Source organism: Parabacteroides bouchesdurhonensis (genome assembly GCF_900186615.1).
Taxonomy (GTDB): Bacteria; Bacteroidota; Bacteroidia; order Bacteroidales; family Tannerellaceae; genus Parabacteroides; species Parabacteroides bouchesdurhonensis.
Genome location: NZ_LT896588.1, coordinates 1,351,746 through 1,368,293 on the forward strand (window position 1 = coordinate 1,351,746; position 16,548 = coordinate 1,368,293).

Annotated in this window: 13 protein-coding genes and 2 pseudogenes; 6 read left to right on the forward strand and 9 right to left on the reverse strand. The window is 45.5% G+C overall.

Going from position 1 to position 16,548, the window contains the following annotated elements:
• Positions 1–101 precede the first annotated feature (101 nt).
• Both C1721_RS05880 and C1721_RS05885 read left to right on the forward strand, forming a co-directional pair.
• Positions 102–482: pseudogene (locus tag C1721_RS05880) on the forward strand (inorganic phosphate transporter); the annotation flags it as partial.
• Positions 476–877: pseudogene (locus C1721_RS05885) on the forward strand (alkaline phosphatase family protein); the annotation flags it as partial. The pseudogenes C1721_RS05880 and C1721_RS05885, both read left to right, overlap by 7 nt.
• Positions 878–1,023: 146 nt before the next feature.
• Here the strand turns inward: C1721_RS05885 and C1721_RS05890 are convergent.
• Positions 1,024–1,569, reverse strand: a complete 546-nt coding sequence (locus tag C1721_RS05890) for an RNA polymerase sigma-70 factor (protein WP_102407536.1) — start codon at positions 1,567–1,569, stop codon at positions 1,024–1,026.
• A 155-nt stretch (positions 1,570–1,724) separates the two neighbouring features.
• Here C1721_RS05890 and C1721_RS05895 point away from each other — a divergent pair, with 155 nt between their 5' ends.
• The gene (locus C1721_RS05895) at positions 1,725–3,980 is read left to right on the forward strand and encodes an inorganic phosphate transporter (protein WP_102407538.1); all 2,256 of its coding nucleotides are present in this window, start codon (positions 1,725–1,727) and stop codon (positions 3,978–3,980) included.
• Positions 3,981–4,144: 164 nt separating this feature from the next.
• Here the strand turns inward: C1721_RS05895 and C1721_RS05900 are convergent, their stop codons facing one another.
• Genes C1721_RS05900 through dapB form a run of 4 tightly spaced genes read right to left on the reverse strand, consistent with a single transcriptional unit; the run spans position 4,145 to position 7,770 of the window.
• Positions 4,145–4,777, reverse strand: a complete 633-nt coding sequence (locus C1721_RS05900) for a WbqC family protein (protein ID WP_102407539.1) — start codon at positions 4,775–4,777, stop codon at positions 4,145–4,147.
• Position 4,778: 1 nt separating this feature from the next.
• Positions 4,779–5,633: a signal peptidase I gene (lepB, locus tag C1721_RS05905; RefSeq protein WP_102407540.1), complete on the reverse strand. Its 855-nt coding sequence runs from the start codon at positions 5,631–5,633 to the stop codon at positions 4,779–4,781.
• Positions 5,634–5,656: 23 nt separating this feature from the next.
• Positions 5,657–7,042 carry a signal peptidase I gene (gene lepB, locus C1721_RS05910; RefSeq protein ID WP_102407541.1) on the reverse strand — a complete coding sequence of 462 codons (1,386 nt, stop codon included), beginning with the start codon at positions 7,040–7,042 and terminating at the stop codon, positions 5,657–5,659.
• Positions 7,043–7,053: 11 nt separating this feature from the next.
• Positions 7,054–7,770, reverse strand: coding sequence for a 4-hydroxy-tetrahydrodipicolinate reductase (dapB, locus tag C1721_RS05915; protein WP_102407542.1), 717 nt, complete (start codon positions 7,768–7,770; stop codon positions 7,054–7,056).
• A gap of 111 nt (positions 7,771–7,881) precedes the next feature.
• Here dapB and C1721_RS05920 point away from each other — a divergent pair, with 111 nt between their 5' ends.
• The 3 genes from C1721_RS05920 to C1721_RS05930 all read left to right on the forward strand — a co-directional run bounded on the left by C1721_RS05920 (position 7,882) and on the right by C1721_RS05930 (position 11,912).
• A complete protein-coding gene (locus tag C1721_RS05920) occupies positions 7,882–9,192 on the forward strand; it encodes a DUF2851 family protein (protein ID WP_102407543.1) in 1,311 nt (436 codons plus the stop codon).
• Entirely contained in the window at positions 9,185–11,092 is a 1,908-nt protein-coding gene (locus C1721_RS05925) for an Ig-like domain-containing protein (RefSeq protein WP_102407544.1), read from the forward strand. The genes C1721_RS05920 and C1721_RS05925 overlap by 8 nt, the downstream gene beginning before the upstream one ends.
• Positions 11,093–11,162: 70 nt before the next feature.
• Positions 11,163–11,912 (forward strand): DUF3108 domain-containing protein, encoded by a 750-nt coding sequence (locus C1721_RS05930; RefSeq protein ID WP_234347357.1) that lies wholly within the window; start codon positions 11,163–11,165, stop codon positions 11,910–11,912.
• Between the two features lie 91 nt (positions 11,913–12,003).
• Here C1721_RS05930 and C1721_RS05935 read toward each other — a convergent pair whose 3' ends face one another.
• From C1721_RS05935 to C1721_RS05950, 4 genes are all read right to left on the reverse strand, one after another.
• Positions 12,004–12,807 (reverse strand): alpha/beta fold hydrolase, encoded by an 804-nt coding sequence (locus tag C1721_RS05935; protein WP_102407546.1) that lies wholly within the window; start codon positions 12,805–12,807, stop codon positions 12,004–12,006.
• Between the two features lie 9 nt (positions 12,808–12,816).
• A complete protein-coding gene (locus C1721_RS05940) occupies positions 12,817–13,224 on the reverse strand; it encodes a PaaI family thioesterase (protein WP_102407547.1) in 408 nt (135 codons plus the stop codon).
• Positions 13,225–13,245: 21 nt separating this feature from the next.
• On the reverse strand, positions 13,246–14,724 hold the full coding sequence (gene cysS / locus C1721_RS05945; protein WP_102407548.1) for a cysteine--tRNA ligase: 1,479 nt from the start codon (positions 14,722–14,724) through the stop codon (positions 13,246–13,248).
• A gap of 70 nt (positions 14,725–14,794) precedes the next feature.
• Positions 14,795–16,357: a PAS domain-containing sensor histidine kinase gene (locus tag C1721_RS05950; RefSeq protein ID WP_234347359.1), complete on the reverse strand. Its 1,563-nt coding sequence runs from the start codon at positions 16,355–16,357 to the stop codon at positions 14,795–14,797.
• Positions 16,358–16,548: the final 191 nt, after the last annotated feature.

A 16,548-nucleotide genomic window follows, 5' to 3' on the forward strand; every position in this document is an offset into this window, starting at 1 on the left:
CTAATCTTTTTCGCCTTGTAGCGTGTTTGTAATATTGACGTAACAGATCCGAAATAATTATTTCAGACCTTTGCCCAGAACTCAGAATAATACGTATATATATGGAGACATTCTATCTATTCCTGGTCATTTTCTTGTTTGTGTTGGCCATATTCGATCTGTCGGTGGGAGTGAGTAACGATGCTGTAAATTTCCTTAATTCGGCAATTGGTTCCCGGGCCGCTTCTTTTAAAACTATTATGATAATTGCCGCGATAGGTGTATTTGTGGGAGCTTCCCTTTCAAATGGTATGATGGATGTGGCACGTCATGGAATCTACCAACCGCAACATTTCTACTTCTCGGAGATTATGTATATCCTGTTGGCTGTAATGCTAACGGATGTGGTGTTGCTGGACGTTTTTAATTCGTTAGGAATGCCTACTTCAACCACCGTATCGCTGGTCTTTGAATTGTTGGGAGGTACAGTAGCNATGCCATTGACTATATTAAGAAGTCAAAACCGAACCTGTTGGCTGTTATTTTCGACGAACCGGATCATGTAGGACATGAAATCGGACATGACACCCCTGCTTACTATACAAAACTGCATGAATTGGACGGTTATATCGGGCAGATATTGCAAGCTGTGAAAGAGGCAGGTATCTGGGATGATACTGTTATAATAATAACAGCCGATCATGGCGGAATAGAAAATGGTCATGGCGGCAAAACTATGATGGAAATGGAAACTCCGTTTATTATTGCAGGTAAAGGCATCCAAAAGGGGCAGGTAATAACAAACAGTATGATGCAGTTTGATATAGCTTCTACGATTGCCGACCTATTAGGTTTGCAACAACCTCAAGTATGGATTGGCAGAAGCGTTATACGTTAAGTTAGGCGTAATATAAAGAGTTTCCCCGTTTGTGCCTGTATTAACCTTATCACAAATACGATAAGGCTAATACAGGCACAAATACGTTTAATAATATGGTGAAGTTCTCGTTATTATGTAGTTTGTTGCTTAGAGCTTCCGGATGCTTAATTAATAAAGAATAATAAAAAAGGCAAGTAGTCTTTTAGAGCAATCCGAAGCACTTTCAATGATTTTGTTATATGATATTCTACTCCTTTTACCGTAATATTAGTTATTTCGGCAATCTCTTTCACTGATTTATTCTCAAAACGGCTTAAATAAAAGATCTGGCGGGTTTGCTCCGGTAAAGAGTGAAGCGTCTTGTTTATGATCTGGCGTATCTCTTTGGAGAAAATATCGGAAGGATTACACGCTTCCAATGTGGATATACGTGTATTCATTTCACGGATATTTATGTCTGCAATGTTCCCTATCGCTGTCAGATGTATTGCTTGATGACGAAGGTAGTCTAAAGATTTATGTTTAAGAATAGTCAAAAGCAGGGCGTCGGATGCTTCTGTATCTTCTTGCGAGGTAACTCTCCAGTACTTTACCAACGACTCGGCTACAATATCTTCTGCTACCAAATCATCGTGAACATACGACTTGGCAAAGAGGAATGAGCGCTTGTAATTCCGCTTATAGAGGTTCTCGAAGTCCTTGTTTTCCACGTTAATACTATATGTTTTATTTTGTAAAGATAAAAATAAATATTTGTAATGCAACTAATCTTTTTCGCCTTGTAGCGTGTTTGTAATATTGACGTAACAGATCCGAAATAATTATTTCAGACCTTTGCCCAGAACTCAGAATAATACGTATATATATGGAGACATTCTATCTATTCCTGGTCATTTTCTTGTTTGTGTTGGCCATATTCGATCTGTCGGTGGGAGTGAGTAACGATGCTGTAAATTTCCTTAATTCGGCAATTGGTTCCCGGGCCGCTTCTTTTAAAACTATTATGATAATTGCCGCGATAGGTGTATTTGTGGGAGCTTCCCTTTCAAATGGTATGATGGATGTGGCACGTCATGGAATCTACCAACCGCAACATTTCTACTTCTCGGAGATTATGTATATCCTGTTGGCTGTAATGCTAACGGATGTGGTGTTGCTGGACGTTTTTAATTCGTTAGGAATGCCTACTTCAACCACCGTATCGCTGGTCTTTGAATTGTTGGGAGGTACAGTAGCTATTTCAATGATGAAGATTATCAATTCCAACGGGGCTTTTCAGTTGGGCGATCTTTTGAATACAGATAAAGCCTTTGCCGTAGTACTGGCTATTTTCATGTCGGTGGCTATCGCGTTTTTCTTCGGGACGCTGGTGCAGTACATTGCCCGAATCCTTTTTACCTTCAATTATAAAAAGCAGATGAAGTACTTTGCCGCCTTGTTCGGAGGGACAGCGGCTACGGCCATCCTCTATTTCATGCTGATAAAAGGCTTGAAGGAGAGTTCTTTTATGCATGGTGATGTGAAGGCATTCATTTACGGTAATACCTCCGCCATCATATGGGGATGCTTTGTGTTCTTCACTGTTTTGATGCAGATATTATATTGGCTGAAAGTAAACATCTTTAAGGTAGTGGTATTGATGGGAACGTTTGCATTGGCCCTGGCCTTTGCCGGAAACGACCTGGTGAACTTTATTGGTGTTCCGCTGGTAGGCTATTCCTCCTATATGGATTTGATGGCGCAGGGAGGGACTACCACCACAGATACCTTCCTGATGTCATCTTTGCTGGAGCCGGCTAAAACCCCTATTTATTTCCTGGTAGGCTCGGGCATTGTTATGATAATAGCATTGGCTACGTCCAAGAAGGCCCAGAATGTAGTGAAGACCTCTCTTGACCTTTCGCGTCAGACAGAAGGCGATGAGAACTTCGGTACGTCGCCGGTTGCCCGTGTATTGGTGCGTACTTGCAGCAATATTGCCGGAACGATAGACAGTGTGATCCCTATCCCCATGAAGCGGTGGATAGACGGCCGTTTCAATAAGGATGAGATGGTGATTGAGGATAAGGCCAGCTTCGATTTGGTACGTGCTTCGGTAAACGTGGTACTGTCTGGCTTGCTGATCGCTTTGGGTACGTCGCTTAAACTCCCTCTGTCCACCACCTACGTAGCCTTTATGGTGGCAATGGGTAGCTCTTTGGCCGACAGGGCTTGGGGAAGAGAGAGTGCGGTGTTCCGTATCACCGGGGTGCTTTCCGTCATCGGAGGATGGTTTATTACCGCCGCCGCCGCTTTCTCGATCTGCTTCGTGGTAGCGCTCCTTATCCACTTCGGAGGTATCCCCGCTATGGTATGTATGGTTGGGCTGGCGGTCTATTCGTTGGTTCGTAGCCAGATTGCTTATAAGAAGAAGAAGCGTAAGGAGGCCTTGAAAGAAGAGGTGAACTCTACAGTTGCCAAATTACAGAAATCTACCGATACTGCCGAGGCCCTGGCTTTATTCCGTGAACATAGCCGCGAAGAGGTGGTGGGCGATATCACTTTTACGGCTGATATGCTCTCGCAAGCTGTTTCCGGTTTTATGAAGGAGAACCTCCGGGACTTGAAAAAGACACTGACGGCTGTGGCGGAGAAGAGGGTGCATTTGAAGCAGGTAAAGCGTGTGGGCACTCTCGGGGTAACGCAGTTAGACCATGACATAGCGGTGGAGAAAGGCTTGTATTACTACCAGTGTAATGATTTCGCAAGCGAGATAATATATAGCATCCGCCGTTTGGCAGAGCCTTTGAAAGACCATATAGATAATAACTTCTCTCCGTTAAGCGAGATACAGAAAGAGGAGTTCGGGGGTATGACGGACAAGGTAGTCCGCTTCCTGACCCGCTGCGCGGATATGGTAAAGAAGAATGATTATACCCCTCTGGACGGCCTGGTAGCCGAATCTGTAGCCCTGCAGAACCAGCTGACGGCGCTGAAGAAAGGGGAACTGAAACGTATCCAGGGGCAGAGCGGCAGCACAAAGGTGAGCATGCTTTACCTCAATATGGTGCAGGAGATGCAAAACGTGGTATCCTTCACCGGCAACCTGATAAAGGTGAGCCGTAAGTTCCAGAAAGAATAGGTATCGTCTCCCCATTCCCTTAGGTCGCGCGTACCTACGTGCTTAGGTCACCCATACCTACGCCCTTAGGTATCGCTTACCTACGCTCGTAGGTAACGCCGCCCTATTATAAGGTGAAAAGGTTTCATGCGGACGGGCTTCCGGCTTTCGGTCTTAGAAACGTCTCAAGGCCTGATGGGAAGGGAGGAGTCTCGAAGTACTACTATACTTTCGGGTCCCATGTTGAAAAGCAGGTCAATAATGCTGAGGTTGGCTATGAAGCCGAATTTGCCCTGGAAGACCTGGTAATAAGGTCTGGGGCGGAACGACGGGTCGGGCAGCGGCTGGCGCGGCCGGATGGACTCGCGGAAGTCGTTCGGAACGCTTGCTTCGTACACGCTCGTCTGCGTTACGTTAGGCTCAATATCCAATAGCTTGCAAATTACCCGGCGGAGTTCTTCGTTAAAATCCAGTAAGAAGTCAAATCGTTTCTCGTAGAAGGGCGCGAAGTCTTCTTCATAATATTCAAAGAACGGGCTCATGTTATAAGCGGACAGGATAGCATTCCAATGTAAATGACGCCAATTGCCATGGTCCGAGATGCGTATGTCTTTTGTGAGGCACTTTAGCGTATCGGGCTTAACGATGGGGACGGATAACGACAGCGGGCCGTTGGCTGCGGCAATGGTGCAGCGGTTGCGGTAGGTTTGTTTCAGATAGTTCTCGTACGTCTCCAGGCAGACTTCGCCGAATTGGTACATCTTGCAATATTGCTGGACAGGCCCCAGATAGGCGGTAGACAGATATACAGGTTGCATGCTAGTTTACAGGTTTTAAAATACGTTGTTTGTCTTTGCTGTACCAGCAGAAGAGGGCATTCCCTATCACATGGTCTGCCGGTATAAAACCAAGATGGCGGGAGTCTACAGCTCCAATCGTGTTGTCGGATAACATCCAGTAATAGTCTTGCTTGAAGAAGAAGAACGCAGTCTCCTTCCCGTCTATATAAAGCTTTCCGTCCCTGAAAGCGGCCTTGCCGTTTGTCTCCCTGAGGATAATTTCCTTACAGGCTACCAGCGACCGGGCATCGAGGCGGTAAGCCTCTCCCTTGCGTGGCACGATAAGCGTGTAGTCTTCTATCTGTTCATTAATAAAGCGGATATTGGCGTCTTCCGACAGTTCTTCTCTCAGCTGATACTCTTCAAAGGCGGTCAGGCACAGGCTGAAACCGTACTCTTCCGGCTTTACTTCACGTTCGGGGATGGCCAGTTTCCTCAAGGCTCGCATAAACTCGTCTTTCGCGCTTATCGTAACGAAGTAAGAACTCAGCGTACGGGGAGAACGTGGAACTTCTTTCCCGTTTACGCTATAACTGTTATTGCCTATCCGGATTGTATCGCCCGGCATGCCGATGCACCGGCTGATAAAAAGCGCGGGAACAGCACTGTCCTTTAAAAGGGGGCTTGTGAATAAGACGATGCGGTTACGCCCCGGATTATTTTCTACCGGCAGTTTGTTCACTATGATATAATCGCCTTTATGCAGAGCCTCTTCCATCGCTTCTGTGGAAATACGGTACGATTCAATGCAATACCGGCGGATGCCCATAACAATCCCGCCTACTAATGCAAGGGCTGTAATCCATTTGATGATAGACAGGAGAGTCTGTTTCATAGCGTAAAGAGGCCGTTATCGGGTTAATCGGGATGTACCCAGCGGAACAAACGGTTCCAGCGGATACCACCGTCGAATAAGCTATGGTCTTTATCCAAAGACAACCAGATGAGGATAGGCTTGCCAACGATATGGTCTTCCGGAACAAATCCCCACGAACGGCTGTCGGCGCTATTATGACGATTGTCACCCATCATGAAATAGTAGTCGTACTTAAAGGTGTATGACGTTTCCGGTTTCCCATTGATATATACCTTCCCGTCTTTCTCTTCAAGCGTATTGCCTTCATAGTTCTTGATGCAACGGCTGTATAATGCCAGATTGTGTTTCGTCAGAGGGATTGTTGCCCCTTTCTTCGGAATCCATAGAGGCCCGAAGTTATCACGTGTCCAGCCTGTATCATACCCTGCCGGATAGGTAGGGCCGCCCAGGGCGTCGGGTTCAATGATCACTTTCTTTACGTTGGGCAGCTTTTCTGCGATGGCATGCGCCTTCTGGGTAAGGGGCAAACGATATACGGGGAGGTATTGCCCGTCTTCGGAAGGGGTGAAGCCTAAGAAAGACAACAAGCCGCCGTTGGAAACCATGATACGGTCTTCTTTGCTGACATTCATTCTTTTGAATTGCTCTTCGGTAATAGGCGAACCGTCCGTTTCGATGTAGTAGTTGAACTGCATATCTTTGGGGTTCTCTGCCGGTTTTCCGTCAATATACACCTGGTTGTTGCGGACCTCAATAGTATCTCCGGGCATACCGATGCAACGTTTTACATAGTTCTCACGTTTGTCTACCGGACGGTAAATAACGTCGCCAAAGGTTGCTTTGTCCATATAAATACGGTCACGGCCAACTTCTTCTATCAATGTATAATAGTCCGGATTCTGAGCTTTCAAGGCAACTGTGTCTCCTGCAGGGAAGTTGAACACAACAATATCATTGCGCTTTACATGGCCAAGACCTTTCACCCGTTTATATCCCCATTCCGGCCAGTCCAGATAAGATTTGGTGTTTAATATGGGAAGTGTATTCTGTACCAGAGGGAAAGAGATCGGGGTGTTAGGCACGCGGGGGCCGTAGCTTAATTTGCTTACGAACAAGTAATCTCCTACCAGCAATGACTTCTCCAGGGAGGAAGAAGGAATCTGATAGTTCTGGAAAACGAACAGGTTGATAAAGTATACGGCAATTAAAGCAAATACGATATCATCCACCCATTCGAGTATATTCCGTATTTTCGGATTCGTGGAACGTTTCCAGGCTCCCCAGGGGATATATTGTGTCAGGAAGATGTCTATTAAAAGAATAATACCCAATAATAACCATGCGTTTTGCATCCATAAGCAAAACAATGCATATAATAGGGTGGCAATGCTAAACTTAATCCATTGCTTGTTTGAGAACTTCTTCATTCTATCGGATTTTAAAATTTAAACAAATCATTCATGCCGAGGAATCCTTTCTTTCCGGCGGTAAATTCAGCAGCAATGACAGCTCCCAAAGCAAAGCCGGCACGGCTTTTGGCATCATGCTTGATGCTGATGTAATCCACTTCGGAATCGTACACGATTTCGTGGATACCGGGAACTTCGCCTTCGCGAATAGCATGGATAGGAAGATCGGCAGGGCTTTCTGCTGTCTCCAGTGTCCAGCGGCCTTTGCGATCTATATTTTCGATGATATCTTCTGCCAGTGTGATGGCTGTTCCACTTGGAGCGTCTAATTTATGGATATGGTGGGTTTCCGTCATGCGGACATCATAAGACGGGAAGTTGTTCATGATTTTTGCCAGGTACTTATTCAAGGCAAAGAAGATGTTCACCCCGATGCTGAAGTTGGAAGCGTAGAAGAAGGTCTTTCCTTCCTTTTCGCACTTTTCTTTGATTTCATTCATGTGATCCAACCAACCTGTAGTACCCGATACCACCGGAACGTTGGCGGCAAAACACTTCATATAGTTGTCGAATGCTGTAGCCGGAGTAGTGAATTCGATGGCAACATCAGCGCTTTTGAATGCGTCCGAATGAATCTCCTCCGGGTTATTTATATCTACTATGGATACAATTTGATGTCCTCTGCTAAGTGCAATCTGTTCGATGGTCTTTCCCATCTTTCCATAACCAATAAGTGCAATCTTCATATTTTGGGTAATTGAATTTGTGTATATGATATCCAAATGTTTGGAAATTAATGCTGCAAATATAAAGAAAATGGATTAGATTTGTTGCATAAATCTTAACTCTGAAAGAATATGGAACGTTTATTACACTATGTTTGGAAATATAGGCTTTATACGACTACCCCTTTGGTTACTACCGACGGAACCGTTATCCAGGTTCTTGATCCCGGTATTCATAATACAAATGCAGGTCCTGACTTTTTCAATGCTAAAATAAAAGTATCCGGCACCGTTTGGGCCGGAAGCGTGGAAATACATGATAAAGCCTCCGATTGGTTTTTGCATAAACATAATACAGACAAGGCCTACAATTCGATTATCCTCCACGTAACCGGGTGTGATGATGCGGCTGTTTATAGGGAAAATGGAGAATTAATACCCCAGTTAGTATTGTCTGTTCCGCAGAATATCCGTAGCAATATAGACTGGCTCTTGCTTCGGGAAACTCCAATATCTTGTCTCTCTATGATAAAAGAGATAGAGCCTTTACATCTGTCCGGTTGGATGGGAGCTTTGTTAAGTGAGCGCCTGGAACGTAAAACGAATGATATAGATTCTCTTCTTGCGCAATATAATAATGATTGGAATGAGGTCTTTTATATTACTTTAACCCGCAACTTTGGATTTGGGGTGAATAGTGATGCCTTTGAATGGCTGGCAAAGAGCCTCCCGTTACGATATATCCAGAAGCAACGAGGGAGCACTTCACAAGTTGAAGCTTTATTATTCGGACAGGCAGGCATGTTGGAGGAGGAGCATGAATGCCATTACTATCGTTTGTTGCAACGGGAATATCAGTTTCTGCGGCATAAATTTGATTTGAAACCGTTAGATGAATCTTTGTTTAGGAGTCTGCGCATTCGTCCCTTCAACTTCCCTCATTTGAAATTAGCACATTTGGCTGCTATCTGGCTGCAACAAGATACATTGTTCTCGGCCATATTGGAAGCCCGTACTACCGGAGAGATTAAAAACTTCTTTCGCGTTCTTCCTTCCGAATATTGGGAAACACATTATCATTTTCGTTATGCTTCCGTAAAAAAAGAGAAGCCTATAGGAGAAAATGCACTTAATATTTTGTTAATAAATACGGTAGTCCCGATGTTGTTTGCTTACGGGCAGCGAAACAGGTTTCCCGAATACTGTGAAAGATCAATGCGTTTGCTCGAGAGTATTCCGGCCGAACGGAATAGTATCGTTTCTACTTTTACGAATGCAGGGATTATGGTTCGTAATGCCGGAGATACACAAGCGCTTATCCAACTTAAACGGGAATACTGCGAGAAAAAGAAATGTTTGTATTGCCGGATCGGTTTTCGTTTGATAAAACGGAGTAATTTGCCTATTTTTGCCTCTTCGAATAAACAGAGAATAGATGAGTGACAGATATATAAAAAATAGTTTCAGGCTATTTGCCGGTTTGTTTCTGCTGGTAATAATTTATTCGTGTGCGAATATGGCTTCGCCCACAGGAGGTCCTTATGATGAAATGCCTCCTAAATTTGTGAGCAGTACGCCCGTTCCTAACCAGACAAATTTTAAAGGCAAAAAGGTTGAGATTCTTTTTGACGAATTGATCCAGATAGATAAACCTTCCGAAAATGTAATTATCACTCCTCCACAGATGGAATTGCCTATCGTCCGCGCTTCCGGGCGTAAAGCTGTGGTTGAGCTGTTGGACTCTTTGAAACCAAACACCACTTATACAATAGATTTTACCAATTCTATTGCAGACAATAATGAAAAGAATGTATTCGAGAATTTCTCGTTTGCTTTTTCTACGGGTGATATAATCGATACACTGGAGATAGCCGGAACTTTGTTGAATGCGGAGAATCTGGAACCAATGCCCGGTATTACAATAGGCCTTCATGAGAATCTTGAAGATACGGCTTTTGTAAAACTACCGTTTGTTCGTACATCGCGGACGAATGACAGAGGGCAGTTCACCATCCGTAATATTGCCCCCGGGAAATATCATGTTTTTGCACTTAATGATGTGAACCGTGATTACAAGTTTGATCAACCGGGAGAGGATATTGCTTTTCTCGACTCTGTTATCGTTCCTACATTCGAGTTGACGACCCGCCAGGATACCATCTGGAAAGACAGCTTGACTATTGATACCATCTTAACGGTAGGATATACTCACTTTCTGCCGGATAATATAGAGCTGCGTCTTTTTAAAGAAAAGTTTGAACGCCAATATATGCTCAAACCCGAACGTACCCAACCGAATAAAGTAACATTGCGTTTTAATGCCGAACTGGATACCGTTCCAGAACTTATTCCTGTAAACTTTATTCCCGAAGCGGATAGCAGTTGGTATATTGTCCAGAAGACAGACGGAAACAGAAGTATTAATTATTGGCTGACCGATTCGATGGTATGGAAGCAAGATACCTTGTTTGTGTCTGTGACATATCCTAAGAGCGATTCACTGAACATCTTGCAGGCGCAGACTGACACCGTCGAATTTCTGATGCGTCGCCGTCCGGAGAAAAAGAAGAAGAAGGGTGATGACGACGAACAAATACAATTCCTCGGTATGACGGTCAATCTCCAAGCTTCAATGAACCTTTACGATACGGTATCAGTAGTCTTTGATGAACCGGTGTTGGAACTGACGAAGGAGTCGTTCTATCTGGATCAGAAGGTGGATACGCTTTGGCAGCCGGTAGATTTCGACTTTATCCCTGATACTACCAATTCTTTAGGTTTCTTTATTAAAAGGCCGTGGAAATATGGAGAGGAGTATCGTATGGAGGTGGATTCCGCTGCTATTTATAGTATTTATGGGAAGTGGAACGACTTTTTTACAAGCGAGTTTAAAATTAAGAAAGAAGATGAATACGGGCATCTTTACATTACTATAATTGGTAACGATACGATTCCTGCCTATGTAGAATTGCTAAATGGAAATGACCAGCCTGTCCGTAAGGCAAAAGTAAAAGACGGCGGTGCTCTGTTTATGGATTTGAAGCCCGATAAATATTATGCGCGTTTGGTTCTGGATGCGAACGATAACGGTAAATGGGATACCGGGAAGTATGCCGATAAGCTTCAACCGGAGGAAGTCTTTTATTGTCCGAAGCAATTCAATATAATGCAAAACTGGCAGGTAGAGGAGACATGGGACATCAAAGCTGCGCCGTTTAATCGTCAGAAGCCATTGGATATAACGAAGAATAAGCCTAAAGAACTAACCAAGAAGAAGAGGGATTACAAAAATGAAGGAAAACAATCGTCATCAAGAAATTCAATGGGAGGTATGCCGTTTTAAGGAGTATCTTTATATTTTGCTTCTTTGTATGCTTGCATCCACGGCGAGCATGCAAGCTCAGAGCCAGTCGATGAGTAAGGTTTTTTCTCATGGCGAACGGGTGGATTATGATCTCTTTTTTAAGTGGGGTATCCTGATGCCGAAGGCCGGACTGGCTACGCTTTCGGTAAAAGAATCCAAATACGAAGACAACCCGGTCTGGCATTATCGTTTATTATTTCGAACGACTGGTATGATGGAGAAGATTTATAAGATGCGCGATACCTTAAACTGCTATTTCTCTCCCGATGCCAAACTGTTGTTCAGTTCCAAACGAACGAATGAAGGAGACTACTATCTGGTAGACAATCTGAAATTCGTTTATGAAGAAGAGAGTACCTCTGCCCACTCGCACCGCTATAATCTGAGATCGACGAAAATAGACACAATATTGACTGCCAATGGCTATATGTTCGATATGCTGGGTGCAACTATGTATCTTCGTGCGCTGGATTGGGAGGAGATGTTTTATGGAGATAGCTTTCCCTTTTTTGTTGCCATTGGGCGGGATGTTATTAATGTAAGCTACAGGTACACTGGCCAGCAAATTGTGGAGCGTGGAGATGCGAAGTATCGTACCCGCCATTTCTATATCGACATCGTGGATGAAGCCTTTACCCAAAACAAGGCTGCTGCTGAGGTTTGGATCGGCGACGACCGTAACCATATTCCCATTAAAATACGGGCTAAACTAAAGATCGGGGCGGCGGAAGTTTATTACAATGCCTCTTACAACCTGCGTTATCCATTGGATTGCCGCGTCGTTCTCCCACGACATTAATAAAGCGTGTTCAGCATATTAAAGGAAGTACTCTTAGTCGTTCTTCGGCCGTAGGATGATCGTTCACCGACTAGCAGTGGAACATAAAGAATCAATTTAAGAGTCTGCTCTTCTCTTTCAGAAACGGTATAATAAACTTGTGTATAACCTCCGGTTGGTTCAGATTATGACCGGTGTTAGGTAAGATAATCAATCTGGAGTTGGGAATCGTACGGTATGCATTCTTGAAACACTCCGTAGAGAAGAAAAAATCCTTGTCGCCACCAATAATGAGAGTGGGAGCTTTGATCTCCGCAGCCTTTTCCTGAGAAATATATATCTTGGTTTGCCATAACGGGCGCATGCAGGTTATCAGCGAGTCCATCCTCGCGATGTCGGAAAGAGAGGCGTCTTTGCCCAGCCGTTGTTTGCCTGTCACCGTTTTTATCCAGTTTACGCCTTCCGGCTTATAGTCGGAGTAACGGAAACAGCCTGCCAGCGAAATAATGCGGTCTATGCGTTGCGGATAAAGGGCAGCCAGGCAGTAGGCCGTAACTCCCCCGTCGCTGAAGCCTATAATGGAAGCCTTATTCTCTTTTTCGTTGTCAAGTATGGCAATTATATCTTGGGCAAACAGATCGAATGAGTAAGGACGGTTTCCTAGTGTAGAGCGGTTGTGTCCGCGCAAAGAAACGGCTATCACTTTATATGCACTTTTCAGGCTGTCGGCCAACGAAGCATATCCGTTCACATTACCCAGTCCTCCGTGAAGGATCACAACCGGTTTTCCTTCTCCCAATACTTCATAGTAAATGCTTGCATCGCCACAGTCTACATATTTTGTTTGTTTTTGTGCTGCAAGCGGTAGCAATATTCCAAGCAGGAAGATGAGGCATGTGATTTTTGTGGTTTTCATCTTTGTGGATTATTCGATGGGGACAAACGGCAGTTCGGTGTCTTTGCGATAGCCTGTTCCGTTGAAGGTGGCTATCAGTTCACCGGCCTCGTTGGTGATACGGGCTTCACAATTGGCAAGCCGTTTATGGCTGAATACCTCCCGGGCTTCGGCATACAGATAGCCCCGGCTCTCGGCTTTGAAGAAATTGATGCTGGAGGTGATAGAGAGTGTGAGCCGCGCATGGCTGTTGGTTGCAGCTGCAAAGGCAAGATCGGCAAGGGTGAAGATGGCACCGCCCTGACAGACGCCGCCGCCGTTTAGATGCTCCGGGCGGATTTCCATACGGGCTTTTGCATATCCGTTGCCGGTTTCTATTAACTCCACTCCAGCCATACGGGCGAATTTATCGCCTTGAAGAAATTCGTTTATTGTCATTGTGATAGAATTTGTGGTTCATTATCTGCCGAGTTTCCACTCGGCACCATCCTTTGTATCCTTTATCTCAAAGCCAAGAGCGGTCAATTCGTTGCGAATCTTGTCGGACGTAGCCCAATCTTTGTTTACTTTGGCCTGCTGACGGATGGAGAGAAGCAAATCTATTGCCTTTCCAAAGGCTTCGTAGCTGTCGCCTGCGGCGGAAGCGGCCTCATCTTTTATCCCAAGGATGTCAAAGAGGAAGAGCTGGAAGACATACTGAAGCTCTTTCAGGTCATCAGCCGAGATAGTTGCCTTGCCGTCTTTCACGGAGTTAATGGCGCGGGCAGCATCAAACAGATGTGAGATAACGATAGGAGAGTTCAGATCATCATTCAATGCCTCCAGGCATTTGGTACGCAGGCTGTTTACGTCTACGGTCGATGTAGCCGAAGGCGTGAGTTTTTGCAGATGATGCCATGCGTCCATCAAGCGTTCCAGCCCCTTTTCGGCTGCCTGCAAGGCTTCGTTGCTAAAGTCTACCGTACTGCGGTAGTGGGCTTGGAGGATGAAGAAGCGGATTGTCATTGCGGAGTACGCCTGTTGCAGCATCTTGTGCTTTCCGGTGAAGAACTCTTCCAGCGTGATGAAGTTGCCCAGCGATTTACCCATCTTCTGCCCGTTGATGGTGATCATGTTGTTGTGCATCCAGTAATGCACCATGTCGTCGCCCTGTGATGCTACAGCTTGTGCTATTTCGCATTCGTGGTGGGGAAAGATCAGGTCCATGCCGCCGCCATGTATGTCGAAGTGTTCACCCAGGTATTTCTTTCCCATGGCGGTGCATTCGCAGTGCCATCCCGGGAAACCGTTGCTCCACGGCGATGGCCAGCGCATGATATGTTCAGGCTGTGCACATTTCCAGAGGGCGAAGTCTACGGCGTTGTGCTTTTCGTCCTGGCCGTCCAAAGCACGCGTTGTGTTCAGCATGTCTTCAATATTGCGGCCGGACAATACGCCGTAGTTATGGTCTTTGTTGTATTTCTCTACATCGAAGTAAACAGAGCCTTTGCTCTCGTAGGCATATCCGTTATCCAGAATCTTCTTTACCAGTTCGATCTGTTCGATTATATGCCCTGAGGCATGCGGCTCGATACTGGGCGGAAGCACATTCAGCGCTTCCATGGCATGATGGTAACGGTTAAGGTAGTATTGCACTACCTCCATAGGTTCCAGTTGTTCCAGGCGTGCCTTCTTGGCAATCTTGTCTTCTCCGTCGTCGGCATCGTGTTCCAGATGGCCTACGTCTGTTATATTGCGCACATAACGGACTTTATATCCCAGATGGGTGAGGTAGCGGAAGAGCAGGTCGAATGTGATGGCCGGGCGGGCGTGTCCCAGATGGGCGTCGCCATATACGGTAGGTCCGCATACATACATGCCGACGTGCGGTTCATGCAGGGGTACGAACTGTTCTTTCTTTCTCGTAAGCGTGTTGTAAATGTGCAATGGATGTTCCATAGGTCTATACGTTATTTAGGAAACGCAAATATAGGAATATCTCAGCGTATAGCAAAGGTATTTTATTTATTTAGCTTGTAACGGGCGCCGGATCGCAGGGTATGGTAAAGTGGAATGTAGAGCCTTTGCCCAATTCGGATTCTACGCACATTTCGCCTCCCAGCTTGTGTACAATCATCTGGCAGATGGACAGCCCAAGCCCTGTTCCGGGTACAAAGCTGTCTATCTTGGTGAAACGTTCAAATATCTTTTCCAGGTTTTCTTCTCCTATTCCTGTGCCGGTATCGCTCACATAGAACGATATGTCGTTGGAACATATCTTGTATCCCATCGTGATGCTGCCTTCCGGCGTGAATTTGCCGGCGTTGCTTAGCAGGTTTGATATTACCTGCGTCAGGCGGTTCTTCTCGGAATAGATGGTACAATGCTTATAGGGCGAATTGCATATCAACGTTACTCCCTCCCGTAGCTGGGGGGAATACACATGCAGCAGGTCTTCCATCATTTCAACGACGTCGAACGAGGAGTAGACAAACTGCATCTTGTCCGCTTCTATTCTCGAAAGGTCCAAAATGTCGTTGATGATTTGCAGCAACAGGTTGTTGTTGTTTTCGATAATGCGCACATATTCGGCGGCTTCATCCTTGTCGTCGGTTTGCGCCAGCAGTTGGGAGAAGCCTACGATGGCATTCAGCGGTGTGCGGATCTCGTGGCTCATGTTTGCCAGGAAGGTGGTTTTCATCCGGTTCGATTCTTCCGCCTTCTCTATGTGGGTAATGTCCAGAAGGAGGCCGGTGATGACTGAAATCTTGCCTTGTTCGTCATATCTCAACGGTACGGCGAAAATGTTTACCCAACGGTATTCCTTTTCTCCTTCCATCATGATACGGATATGGATGTTGGTTGTTTCTTTCTTGCCGAGCATGCGCTCTTCCTGCCCTTTGACGTAGGTTATGCGGTCTTCGGGATGTACGGTGAAACGGAGCGGCTCACGAATGAAGTTTCCGGGAGAATCGGGGTCGGAAAACAGGCGTGTGTATTCTTTGGTCCGGACGCTGTAATCCCACTGTATGATATTGGCGGAGCGTATGGCAAGTTCGGTACGCCGGATGTAGCGTTGTATCCGTTCTTCTTGCTGCTTCCTTTCGGTGATGTCTTTTTGCGTACCGATCAGGCGGACTACCTTTCCGCTGTTGTCTTGTACGCCTAATGTGTAGATTTCATACCAATGTATGCTTCCGTCCGGTCTTACTAGCCGGAAAGATTGTACGTCCTTTTTATGGATGCCTGAGGCCAGGTCATTGATCATTTTGTAAAGACGCTCTTTGTCTTCGGCCACGAGCAGGTTTATTACGTCTATAAGTTTCATGCCCGGTTGGGGTACGGTATTCTCGTCGGTAAGATCGAACCCGTCTTTATCCGGAAGGTACGACCATACGGAGAAGTCGCCGGCACGGAGGGCAAGGCTTAGTTTTTCTTCCAGGTCGGCTGTTTCGCACTTTGGCGTTTGTTCTTTGGGTTGGGAGCGTCTGAAAAGAAAGTGATATATTAAAACAACGGATAATGCGGCACATGCCGGCACCAATACGTAGAGTATAAAATAAACACATAGCGAAAAAGTAAATTTGGGCAAAGCGTAGCGAATTAGCTGATAGAGCGTTCGTTACGCTTTGTTTTTCTATGGGACAGAGCCAACGAAATACCACCTCGAAGCCAAACGGTGCAGAAGTTCAGTTACCACCTCGTTACTCCCGTAACGGGTGCAGATTTCTTGCTAAAATGTTCTGTTTCTGTGTTTTGCGTAGATTTGCATAGCTGTCGGTA

Bases quoted from the DNA above. Each gene is read 5' to 3' on its own strand.
- C1721_RS05895 (WP_102407538.1), top strand. From the start codon at position 1,725: ATGGAGACATTCTATCTATTCCTGGTCATTTTCTTGTTTGTGTTGGCC.
- C1721_RS05900 (WP_102407539.1), bottom strand. From the start codon at position 4,777: ATGCAACCTGTATATCTGTCTACCGCCTATCTGGGGCCTGTCCAGCAA.
- lepB (WP_102407540.1), bottom strand. From the start codon at position 5,633: ATGAAACAGACTCTCCTGTCTATCATCAAATGGATTACAGCCCTTGCA.
- lepB (WP_102407541.1), bottom strand. From the start codon at position 7,042: ATGAAGAAGTTCTCAAACAAGCAATGGATTAAGTTTAGCATTGCCACC.
- dapB (WP_102407542.1), bottom strand. From the start codon at position 7,770: ATGAAGATTGCACTTATTGGTTATGGAAAGATGGGAAAGACCATCGAA.
- C1721_RS05920 (WP_102407543.1), top strand. From the start codon at position 7,882: ATGGAACGTTTATTACACTATGTTTGGAAATATAGGCTTTATACGACT.
- C1721_RS05925 (WP_102407544.1), top strand. From the start codon at position 9,185: ATGAGTGACAGATATATAAAAAATAGTTTCAGGCTATTTGCCGGTTTG.
- C1721_RS05930 (WP_234347357.1), top strand. From the start codon at position 11,163: ATGAGTAAGGTTTTTTCTCATGGCGAACGGGTGGATTATGATCTCTTT.
- C1721_RS05935 (WP_102407546.1), bottom strand. From the start codon at position 12,807: ATGAAAACCACAAAAATCACATGCCTCATCTTCCTGCTTGGAATATTG.
- C1721_RS05940 (WP_102407547.1), bottom strand. From the start codon at position 13,224: ATGACAATAAACGAATTTCTTCAAGGCGATAAATTCGCCCGTATGGCT.
- cysS (WP_102407548.1), bottom strand. From the start codon at position 14,724: ATGGAACATCCATTGCACATTTACAACACGCTTACGAGAAAGAAAGAA.